The organism is Streptomyces sp. NPDC002884, assembly GCF_040295245.1.
Lineage (GTDB): Bacteria > Actinomycetota > Actinomycetes > Streptomycetales > Streptomycetaceae > Streptomyces.
In genome coordinates, this window is record NZ_JBEOVB010000038.1 from 58344 (window position 1) to 69264 (window position 10921).

The 10921-nt window shown below is 68.9% G+C and carries 10 protein-coding genes; 9 read left to right on the forward strand and 1 reads right to left on the reverse strand.

Annotated elements, in window-relative coordinates; genetic code table 11:
* The first annotated feature begins 12 nt into the window (after positions 1 to 12).
* On the forward strand, positions 13 to 771 hold the full coding sequence (locus tag ABT070_RS39905) for a FadR/GntR family transcriptional regulator (RefSeq protein WP_351767842.1): 759 nt from the start codon (positions 13 to 15) through the stop codon (positions 769 to 771).
* A 6-nt stretch (positions 772 to 777) separates the two neighbouring features.
* Here the strand turns inward: ABT070_RS39905 and ABT070_RS39910 are convergent, their stop codons facing one another.
* Positions 778 to 1770, reverse strand: coding sequence for a LacI family DNA-binding transcriptional regulator (locus tag ABT070_RS39910; protein ID WP_351767843.1), 993 nt, complete (start codon positions 1768 to 1770; stop codon positions 778 to 780).
* Positions 1771 to 2098: 328 nt separating this feature from the next.
* Here ABT070_RS39910 and ABT070_RS39915 point away from each other — a divergent pair, with 328 nt between their 5' ends.
* The 8 genes from ABT070_RS39915 (at position 2099) to ABT070_RS39950 (ending at position 10634) form a co-directional block, all read left to right on the forward strand.
* A complete protein-coding gene (locus ABT070_RS39915) occupies positions 2099 to 2734 on the forward strand; it encodes a discoidin domain-containing protein (protein WP_351767844.1) in 636 nt (211 codons plus the stop codon).
* Positions 2735 to 2893: 159 nt separating this feature from the next.
* Positions 2894 to 4264: a DUF1996 domain-containing protein gene (locus tag ABT070_RS39920; RefSeq protein ID WP_351767845.1), complete on the forward strand. Its 1371-nt coding sequence runs from the start codon at positions 2894 to 2896 to the stop codon at positions 4262 to 4264.
* Between the two features lie 26 nt (positions 4265 to 4290).
* Entirely contained in the window at positions 4291 to 4842 is a 552-nt protein-coding gene (locus ABT070_RS39925; RefSeq protein ID WP_351767846.1) for a DUF305 domain-containing protein, read from the forward strand.
* A gap of 657 nt (positions 4843 to 5499) precedes the next feature.
* Positions 5500 to 6261, forward strand: a complete 762-nt coding sequence (locus ABT070_RS39930) for a DeoR/GlpR family DNA-binding transcription regulator (RefSeq protein WP_351767847.1) — start codon at positions 5500 to 5502, stop codon at positions 6259 to 6261.
* Between the two features lie 78 nt (positions 6262 to 6339).
* Positions 6340 to 7698, forward strand: a complete 1359-nt coding sequence (locus ABT070_RS39935; RefSeq protein ID WP_351767848.1) for an ABC transporter substrate-binding protein — start codon at positions 6340 to 6342, stop codon at positions 7696 to 7698.
* A 106-nt stretch (positions 7699 to 7804) separates the two neighbouring features.
* Positions 7805 to 8764 carry a carbohydrate ABC transporter permease gene (locus ABT070_RS39940; RefSeq protein WP_351767849.1) on the forward strand — a complete coding sequence of 320 codons (960 nt, stop codon included), beginning with the start codon at positions 7805 to 7807 and terminating at the stop codon, positions 8762 to 8764.
* A gap of 44 nt (positions 8765 to 8808) precedes the next feature.
* On the forward strand, positions 8809 to 9648 hold the full coding sequence (locus ABT070_RS39945) for a carbohydrate ABC transporter permease (RefSeq protein WP_451102701.1): 840 nt from the start codon (positions 8809 to 8811) through the stop codon (positions 9646 to 9648).
* Positions 9645 to 10634, forward strand: a complete 990-nt coding sequence (locus tag ABT070_RS39950; RefSeq protein WP_351767850.1) for a zinc-dependent alcohol dehydrogenase family protein — start codon at positions 9645 to 9647, stop codon at positions 10632 to 10634. The genes ABT070_RS39945 and ABT070_RS39950 overlap by 4 nt, the downstream gene beginning before the upstream one ends.
* The last annotated feature ends 287 nt before the right edge of the window (positions 10635 to 10921 follow it).

Sequence of the window (10921 nt, forward strand, 5' to 3'; positions counted from 1 at the left end):
AATGGAGTACCGGTGGACCACTTCCTGCCCGTTCGCAGCCGCAGCGTCGTCGACAGCGTGCTTCACCAGATCGTGGACGGCATCCACAGCGGTCAGCTGCGCGAAGGGGACGCGCTGCCCTCGGAGCGAGCCCTGGCCGAACAGATGGAGGTCTCCCGCCCCACCGTGCGCCAGGCCCTGGACCGCCTGAGCGAGGCGGGAGTCCTGCGCACCGGCACGGGACGCGCGGGTCAGGCCAGGGTGATCTCCATCTGGATACCGGACAACCTGTTCAGCTCCCTCGTCGACGCCCCCGACGCCGACGAGGTGTTCCGCCTCCTGGAGGCACGGCGCGCGCTGGAACCCCGGATGGCGCAGCTGGCGGCGCTCAGGGCGACGGCCAAGCACTACGCCGACATGCAGCACTCGATCGACCTGCTCAGGACCCATCGCGACGACCTGATCAAGGCCTCTCAGGCGGAGTCGCGCTTCCACCGCGCCATGTGGAGCGCCGCGGACAACCCCTACCTGGAACGCACCCTCATCGGCCTGATGCGCCGGCTCGAGGCCGTGCACGACATGATGCTCCGCACGCCGGACGACTACGCGGTCGGCATCGACCTGCACGAGGAAACCCTCGCCGCGCTCAAGCGCGGCGAGCCGGAACAGATCGAGAACACCATGCTCCGGCACCTCGGGCACTTCGAGTCCATCATCGAGGACGTCTACGGCCGCCGAGCCGTCCGGCAGACACCGGACTTCCTGATCCGGTCGACCGAGCGGAACGAGTAGAGCGGATCACGTCGACTCGCGGACCACGAGTTCGTTCGGCATGATCACCGGGTCTGTGGGACCGCCTTCGATGAGGCGGAGAAGCAGATGGACCGCGGCGGTCGCCTGATCGGCCATCGGGCTGCGCACCGAGGTGAGTGCGGGAGTGGTGTAGGACGCGGCTTCTATGTCGTCGAAACCGACGACGGCCACGTCTTCCGGGACGCGTCGTCCCGCTTGGTGGAGGGTGCGCAGCGCTCCGATCGCCATCAGGTCGTTGGAGGCGAACACCGCGTCGAGGTCCGGATCGTCCTCCAGGAGCTGGCGCATGGCTTCGGCGCCGGAGACTCTGGTGAAATCGCCCAGCGCCACGATGGAGCGACGGCCGGTGTCGCGTAGCGTCCGACGGTAGCCGTCGAGACGCTCGCGGGCCTCGTAGAGGTCGAGCGGTCCGGTGATGGCGGCGATCCGGCGCCGGCCCCGCTGGAGAAGGTGGCTCACCGCAAGGGCTGCTCCGCCGGCGTTGTCCAGGGCCACGTACGGCACGTCCTGGGCGGAGGTGCGGTTGAAGGAGACGACCGGCAGGCCCTGCCTGGCCAGCGCGGCCGGCAGCGGATCCGTGCCGTGCAGGGCTACGAGCAGCACGCCGTCCACCTGCCCGCCGGCGATGTACCGTTCCACTCTGGTCCGGCTCTCGTCCGATTCGGCGAGCATGAGCACCAGCCGTTTTCCCGCGGCCTCGAGTTCTCTGCTGACGGCGCGGACCACGGCGGAGAACAGGGGGTCGTCGGAGACGACTCCCTGGGGCGGGTCGGAGACGACCACGGCCAGTGTGTCCGTACGGCGGGTGACGAGATTGCGGGCGGCCCCGTTGGGCACATAGCCCAGTTCGTGCACGGCCCGCATGACGACGTCCCGGATCTGCGGGGCGACCGTCGTCTCGCCGTTGATGACGCGGGAGACGCTCGATTTGGACACGCCTGCCCGGGCCGCGACCACTTCGAGAGTAGGCCGTTTCATCCCTGCCCCTCCCCCTTGCCGCCACCCGGGACGGTTCTCAGGGAGCGTTTTCTCATCAGGGCGACCTCCGGCTGCGCGTCGTGGCGATGCGAGCAGCGTATCCGCAGGCCGGGCGGCGTGGCTGCGCTCCGGACGCGCTCTCGCTTTGCGCTGAAGCCGTGGTGGCTCGGCCCGACCTCCGATGGTGAGAAAACGCTCCCTCGGTATCGCGTGCGCGAGTCGGCGCTGTTCTTCAAGGTGAACAAGTCTATTGACAGTCTTCGGCGGCCGATCCATTCTCCGTTCAGGGAGCGCTCCCTCACCCCCACCTCCACTGGAGGAGTCGCCCGTGCAAACGCTGCTGCGCCGCTTCGGCCTGCTCGTGGCCGCCTCACTGCTCGCGTTCATCGCTCTCCCCGCCCCGCCGACTCAGGCGGCGGAGGTCCTGCTCTCCCAGGGCAGGCCCGCCACCGCATCGAGCACCGAGGGAGTCTTCAGCGCGCGGAGCGCCGTCGACGGCGACCCCGGGACCCGGTGGTCCAGTGCCTTCGCCGATCCGCAATGGATCCAGGTCGACCTCGGGGTCAGGGCCGAGATCAGCCGGGTCGCGCTCAACTGGGAAGCCGCGTACGCCACATCGTTCAGGATCGAGGTGTCGGACGACGCCCGGACGTGGACGGTCCTCCACCGGACGGCCACAGGCGCCGGCGGCGCCCAGAGCCTGACCGTCACCGGCGCGGGCCGCTACGTCCGGATGTACGGCACGCAGCGCGCCACCAGGGGAATCACCTACAGCCTGGACGGCCGGACGGTGTTCTCCCTCAACAAGGACCAGGTGGAGCAGACCCGCGGCCCGTGGATCTTCGACCATCCGCACCACATGATCCTCAACCTGGCGGTCGGCGGGGACTGGCCGGGGCCGACGGACGCCGGCACACCCTTCCCCGCCAAGCTGCTCGTCGACTACGTGCGGGTCTTCCAGTAGGCGTCCCGCGGGCATCCGCACCAACCCCCGGGCCGCTGCGCCCCGCCCCCTCGGAGCGGCCCGGGACACCTGCTTCGCGCGTCCGAGACACGTTCCACCGCGAAGTTCCTGCTCTCCGGGATCAACTCTCCCCGGACCCAACGCACGTGAGGAAGTGAGATGCGCAGATATCCCGTCCGTCTGTACACCCTGTTAGTGGGCGCTCTCGTGGTCGTGCTGGCCGCCGCCCTGAGCCTGACCGTCTCGTCCCAGCCTGCGCGGGCCGCCACGGGCACTGTCCAGGCCGAGTCCTACGCGGCCCAGTCCGGCGTCGTGCTGGAGGCCACCGCGGATGCCGGAGGCGGGCAGAACGCGGCGTACCTCGCCGACGGCGACTGGATGCGCTTCGACAACGTCGACCTCGGCGCCGCCGGCCGCCTGACGGTCTCGGCCCGGGTCGCTTCCGCCGTCGGCTCGGGCACGGTGGAGTTGCGCACCGCGAGCTTGACCGGTCCGCTGCTCGCGGTCGTGCAGACCTCCCCGACCGGCGGCTGGCAGAGCTGGGCGACCCAGGCCACCGACGTCACCACCCACCCCACCGGTTCACAGACGGTGTTCGCCGTGCTGCGCAGCACGACACCGGGCGACTTCGTCAATATCAACTGGTTCTCCTTCGTCGGCGAGGGAGACGGCGCGGCGCCCGGATGGGTACCCGTCGACCAGGCCAAGTGGGACGCCCAGCTCGCTCAGTTCCGTGCGATGACGCCGGCCGCGGTGCCCGCAGGTGTGGTCCGGGTCCCGGAGTTCAACGCCACCTGCACCTACAGTCACTCCAAGCCGGACGACCCCATCGTCCTGCCGGGTCTTCCCGGCGCGTCCCACATGCACAGTTTCTTCGGCAACAAGAGCACGGACGCCTTCTCCACCACCCAGTCCCTGCTGGCCAGCACACCGACCAGCTGCACCCCCGCCAAGGACCTCTCGGCCTACTGGATCCCCACCCTGTACGAAGGCGACAAGGCCGTCGAACCCGAGGGCATGATCGTCTACTACGGCTCCCGGATCGACCAGCCCGCCGCGACCGTGCCCTTCCCGCAGGGGTTCCGCATGATCGCGGGCAACGCGAAAGCGCAGACGCCCACCCCCGCGGGGTCGACCGGCCAGTTCTGGTGCTCCGGCGAGGGCGGCGAGATCGGCCGCAGCGCCGACGGCAACTGGCCGGTCTGTGCCCCGAAAGCCCACCTCACCCACCAACTCGTCTTCCCCGACTGCTGGGACGGCAAGAACCTGGACAGTCCCGACCACAAGTCACACGTCGCGTTCACGTACGACGGCAAATGCAGCGGCGCCTACCCGGTCGCCATCCCCAACGTCTCCTTCGTCTTCAGCTACCCGACCAGCGGCAGTGCCGCAGGCTTCCGGCTGGCCTCGGGCATGGCATCGTCGATCCACGGCGACTTCTTCAACGCCTGGGACAACGCAGCCCTCGGGCAGCGCGTGAAGGACTGCATCACCCAGAAGGCCAAGTGCAACTCCGCCGGTACCTTCTGATCCTGCGGTCGGTATGCGCCTTGGCCATGGCGCTGCTGGCTGTCGGCTGCGCCGCGCAGCCGACGGCCGGCACGCCGCCGGCAACGGCCTTCAACGCCACCGACACCGCATGGATCCAGTTGATGATCCCCATGGACGAGCGGGCGCAGCTCCTGACCGAGCTGGCTCCCTCACGCAAGGGAGATCCAGCCCTGGCGGAGCTGGCAGCCAGGACCGCACTGCGGCTGCGTGACAACCTGGTCCGTCTGCGCGATCTGCTGGAGCTCTCGGCGATCCCCGACACCCGCCCCCACGAGGGGCACGACATGCCCGGCATGGTCAGCCTCGACACCCTCGAGAAGGCGGGCACCGCGACCGGTCAGGCCTTCGACCGTATCCTCACCGACGCCCTGCGCGCCCACCTCACCCAGTCCCGAATGCTCTGCGCCAGTGAGCGCACCCAGGGGCATGCCGACAACGCCAGGGAAGTGGCCGCGGCCATCGCGCAGAGCACGGCCGAACAGGTCTCCTGGCTCGACACACTGCGCCCGGCCGGGCCTGCGCCGTCCGGCGGCGCGACACCGGCAACGGTTCCGTAGGAACGCAACAGCAAGGAGAACCGGCAGGCAGGCAGGCCCTTCCAGACTTTGGACACCCTGGGACGGAATGCGTTCGCGGCGGTGATGAGGACGACAAGCACCGGGCCGAGCGTTCGTGGAGGCCTTGACGCCCTGAGCGTCGGTCACACAGGCCGACGGCGCGGTGTCCCGCCCTTCCTGCCCGGATGGCTCCGAAGTCCAGGGCCCTGCCGCAGCACTCGCAACGCCGGGCGGACGGCACCGGCTCGATCGACTCCCTGCGGACATCGGACAGATCACCCGGATACGGACGCCGCACAGGCATGCTTGCGCCATATCGCTCCGGGCCGGGCGCGGGATATTTCTCCACGGAACCCGTCCGTGAGCCGGACCTCGGGACATCATGTGGACGAGCCGCCGTCGAAACGGGCACCGAACGGGCACGACCTGGTGGCAAACAGGCACCAGGGCGCCGCACCCGCATGCCGAGTACCGCTCTGAACAGGCAATTCGCCGGCCGGAGGCCGCAGAATTCGGTCACCATCCACCGCTGAACGAATCTGGTCAGCAGGTGCTTTCACCTTGTAGAAATTGGGCCACCGGAGTCCGAAGGGACCGGGCTCCGGTCGCACCCCTCGCAGGGGGCGATTCACCGAGCCGTCAGCTGGAGGTGTGCCCGTGGACACCGGCGAACGAAGACACACCATTCTGGAATCGGCACGCCGTGACGGATCCGTCGACGTCAGAAAGCTGGCCGCCTCGCTGCGAGTCTCGGCGGAGACCGTACGGCGTGACCTGAACGTGCTGGAGAGTCACGGACTCGTCCGGCGCACCCACGGCGGCGCCTATCCCGTCGAGAGCGCCGGCTTCGAGACCACCCTCGCCTACCGCACCACCGACCACGTCGCCGAGAAGAACCGCATCGCCTCCGCCGCAGCGGCACTGCTCGGCGACGCCGAAACCGTCTACATCGACGAGGGCTACACCCCTCAGCTCATCGCCGCAGCGCTCCCGCGCGACCGCCCGCTGACCGTGGTCACCTCCTCACTGACCACTGCCGGTGCTCTGGCATCCACACAGAACATCGGCGTGCTGCTGCTCGGCGGCCGGGTGCGCGGCGGCACCCTCGCCACCGTCGGCCACTGGGCCAGCCACATGCTGTCCGGCTTCGTCATCGACCTGGCGTACGTCGGCGCGAACGGCATCTCACGCGAGTACGGGCTCACCACTCCCGATCCCGCGGTCAGCCAGGTGAAGGCCGACGTCGTCCGGGCCGCCAGACGCCGGGTGTTCTCCGGCGTGCACACGAAGTTCGGTGCCGTGAGCTTCTGCCCCTTCGCGAAGATCACGGACTTCGAGGCCATCGTCACCGACACAGGGCTCAGCAGTTCCGAAGCCCAACGCTACGCACTCCTGGGTCCACAGGTCATCCAGGTCTGAACCGCAGTCCGCCTCCCCCCTGTACCCCACCCCGCACGGCCAGGGCGTGATCTCCCACGCCTCGAAGATGGAGTAGTCATGCGCACACGAAGAATGGTCCACCTCTTCGCCACGAGCGCGGCGGCGGGTTCGCTGCTGGTCGCCTGCAGCGGGGCCGGCGGCTCCTCGGACTCCGGCGGGGGCGGCAAGAGCATCAACGTGCTGATGGTCGGCAATCCGCAGATGGAGGACATCGCGAAGCTGACCGAGAGCACGTTCACCAAGGACACCGGCATCAAGGTCAAGTTCACGGTCCTTCCCGAGAACGAGCTGCGCGACAAGGTCACCCAGGACGTCGCCACCCAGGCCGGCCAGTACGACGTCGCCACCATCGGCGCCTACGAGGTCCCCATCTGGCAGAAGAACGGCTGGCTGCACGAACTCGGCTCGTACGCCGACAAGGACGTCTCCTTCGACAAGGGCGACCTGCTCAAGCCGGTCGTCACCTCCCTGTCCGGCTCCGACGGCAAGCTGTACGCCCTGCCGTTCTACAGCGAGTCCTCCATGCTCATGTACAACAAGGACGTCATGACCGCGAAGGGCATCACGGTGCCCGAACATCCGACCTGGCAGCAGATCGCCGACATCGCCGCCAAGGTCGACGGCGCGGAGCCGGGGATGAGCGGGATCTGTCTGCGCGGTCTGGCCGGCTGGGGCGAGCTGGGCGCGAGCCTGACGACCGTGGTCAACACCTTCGGCGGCACCTGGTTCACCAAGGACTGGACGGCCGAGGTCGACAGCCCGGCGTTCAAGAAGGCGACGAAGTTCTACGTCGACCTGGTGCGCGAGCACGGACAGGCGGGAGCGGCGCAGTCCGGTTTCACGGAGTGCCTCAACGCGCTGAGCCAGAAGAAGGCCGCCATGTGGTACGACGCGACCAGCGCGGCCGGGCCGCTCGAGGACCCCAGCACCAGCAAGATCGCGGGCCACGTCGGCTACGCGTACGCGCCGACCGTCGAGACCAAGAGCAGCGGCTGGCTGTGGTCGTGGGCGTGGGCCATGCCCAAGACCACGAAGAACGCCGACGCCGCCTCGAAGTTCATGCTGTGGGCTTCCGGCAAGGACTACGAGAAGCTGGTCGGCGAGAAGCTCGGCTGGGCACGTGTCCCGGCGGGCAAGCGGGCCAGCACGTACGACATCCCGCAGTACCAGAAGGCAGCCGCGGCGTTCGGTGACATCACCCTGAAGTCGATCGAGGGAGCCGACCCTGCCGACCCGGGTGTACAGCCCCGGCCGACCGTGGGCATCCAGTACGTGGCCATCCCCGAGTTCCAGGACCTGGGTACCAAGGTCACCCAGGAGATCTCCGCCGCCATCGCCGGCAAGACCAGCGTGGACAAGGCGCTGGAGGACGGCCAGAAGCTCGCCGAAGACGTCGCCAAGACCTATCAGAAGTGACGCCCCCGCCCGGCCGGCCCCGTCACGAGGCTCGCCTCGGCCGGCGGCCCGGCGCCGGCCGGGCGCCGCTTCCCCCACCCCCGCCGGAACCGGCGAAGGAACACACATGACCACGCTCGCCCACCCGCCCAAGACGGCGCGGCCACCCACCCGCCCCCGCAGAACCGCCGGCGACGGAAAGTGGCGCCGCCGCATCCCGCTCCTGCCTGCCCTGATCTTCACCATCGTCGTGACCCAACTGCCGTTCGTGGCCACGATCGTGATCTCCACCTTCGAGTGGAACATCCTCAAGCCGGGCAACCGCCACTTCGTCGGCCTGGACAACTTCGCGTTCGTCTTCACCGACGAGCGGCTGCGTACCGCCGTGCTCAACACCATCGTGCTCACGGCGTCGGTGGTGCTCATCAGCGTGGTTCTCGGGCTCGGCCTGGCCCTCCTGCTCGACCGCCGGTTCGCCGGCCGCGGTCTGGCCCGCACCCTGCTCATCGCGCCGTTCCTCGTCATGCCGGTCGCGGCCGCGCTGTTGTGGAAGCACGCCATCTACAACCCCGACTACGGTCTGCTCAACGGCACTCTCAACGCCGTCTACCGGCTCTTCGGCGCGGAGAACGGCCCCACGATCGACTGGATCTCCTCCTATCCGATGCCCGCCGTCGTGGTCTCGCTGGTCTGGCAGTGGACCCCGTTCATGATGCTGATCCTCCTGGCCGGCCTGCAGGCACAGCCCGGCGACGTCCTGGAGGCCGCGCGCGTGGACGGCGCGTCGGCCATGGCGACCTTCCGCCACATCACGCTGCCGCATCTGCGCCAGTACCTCGAGCTGGGCATCCTGCTCGGCACGATCTACGTCGTCCAGACCTTCGACGCCGTGTACACCATCACCCAGGGCGGCCCCGGCTCCCGGACGACCAACCTGCCGTACGAGATCTACCTGACCATGTTCCGCAAGTTCGAGTACGGCCAGTCCGCCGCTGCCGGAGTGGTCGTCGTGCTGGGCTCGATCGTGATCGCGACCTTCGCGCTGCGCACCATCGCGTCACTGTTCCGCGAGGAGGTGTCCCGGTGACCGCCGACGCGCCCGCCGCCGCTCCCGGCGCACGGCTGAAGAAGCTGTTCCGCCGCAACGACGCACACGACGAGGCACAGCGGCTGTCCCCGCTGTGGACCTTCGTCGCCTGGCTCGCGACCCTGGCGTTCTTCGCCCCGGTGGCATGGATGGTGCTCACGTCCTTCCACCAGGAGGCGGACGCGGCGACCAACCCGCCGAGTCTGTTCGCCTCGCCCACCCTCGACCAGTACCGGCTGCTGTTCAGCCGGGACATCACGCCCTTCCTCCTCAACTCCGCCATGGCCAGCATCATCTCGACGCTGCTGGTCCTGGTCCTGGCGGTGCCGACGGCCTACGCGCTGTCCATCAAGCCGGTGGAGAAGTGGACCGACGTGATGTTCTTCTTCCTCTCCACGAAGTTCCTGCCGGCCATCGCGGCCCTCCTGCCGGTCTACTTGATCGTCAAGGACGCCGGGATGCTGGACAACGTGTGGACGCTGATCATCCTCTACACCGCCATGAACCTCCCGATCGCGGTGTGGATGATGCGCTCGTTCCTCGCCGAGGTGCCCAAGGAGATCCTGGAGGCCGCCGAGGTCGACGGCGCGGGCCTGCCGACCGTGCTGCTGCGGATCGTCGCACCGGTCGCCATGCCGGGACTCGCCGCCACCTCGCTGATCTGCTTCATCTTCAGCTGGAACGAGTTCATGTTCGCCGTGAACCTCACCGCCACCAACGCGTCGACCGCGCCGGTCTTCCTCGTCGGCTTCATCACCAGCGAGGGTCTCTTCCTCGCCCGGCTCTGTGCCGCCGCGACGCTGGTCTCCCTGCCGGTCCTCATCGCCGGTTTCGCCGCTCAGGACAAACTGGTCCGCGGCCTGTCCCTAGGAGCAGTCAAGTGAAAGCCGCCGTCATCGAAGCCCCCGGCAAGGTCGTCGTCACCACGGTGCCCGACCCCACTCCCGGGCCGCGGGATGTCGTCATCGACGTGTCGGCCTGCGGACTGTGCGGCACGGACCTGCACATCCTCCAGGGTGAGTTCGCCCCGACACTGCCGATCGTGCCGGGCCACGAATTCGCCGGCGAGGTCGTGGGCCTGGGCAGCGAGGTCACCGAACTGGCGCTCGGCGACCGGGTCGCCGTGGACCCGTCGCTGTACTGCCACGAGTGCCGTTACTGCCGCGTGGGGCACAACAACCTGTGCGACCGCTGGCAGGCCATCGGCGTGACCGTGCCCGGCGGCGCCGCCGAGTACGCCGTCGCCCCCGTCGCCAACTGCGTCCGGCTGCCGGACCATGTGGACGTCCAGGACGCGGCCCTCATCGAGCCGCTGTCCTGCGCGGTGCGCGGATATGACGTCCTCAACAGCCGGCTCGGTGCCCACGTGCTGATCTACGGCAGCGGGACGATGGGGTTGATGATGCTGGAACTGGCCAAGCGCACCGGCGCCGTGTCGGTGGATGTCGTCGACATCAACGCCGAACGGCTGGCCACCGCCGAGAAGCTGGGCGTCTCGAAGGCGGCGGTCTCGGCCGACGAACTGGGCCGGCCCGGGGGCTGGGACGTGGTGATCGACGCGACGGGCAACGCCGCCGCCATCCAGGACGGCCTGGAGCGGGTCGCCAAGGCCGGCACGTTCCTGCAGTTCGGTGTCTCCGACTACGCCACGACAGCCACCATCTCGCCGTACCGCATCTACAACCAGGAGATCACCATCACCGGCTCCATGGCGGTACTGCACAGTTACGAGCGGGCGGCGGAGCTGTTCGCCGCGGGAGTCCTCGACCCCCAGGTGTTCATCAGCCACCGGATGCCCCTGGACGCCTACCCCCAGGCGCTCGAGCAGTTCGCCGCCGGCCAGGGCCGCAAGATCGTCATAGTGCCCTGACCCCGATGCCGGCCTGTCCCCCGGTGTCCCGGTCCGCCCCGAACGGGGCAGGCCGGGCCGCCGTCCCCCGGAGAACGGTCGGCCCCCGGTCACCCGGGCGCCCTGCGGACAAGGCCGAGGACCAGGACCAGGCAGCAAAGGCCCGTCCGAGGTTCCGGGATCCCGAGTGCCGGAAGTCAATCTCCCTACAAGGAAAGGAACCGCCCTGTGATCGTCGTCGCCGGTGAGGCCCTGATCGACCTGGTGCCGCAGGGCACGGGCGCCCTCGCGGATCTCCGGCCGGCACC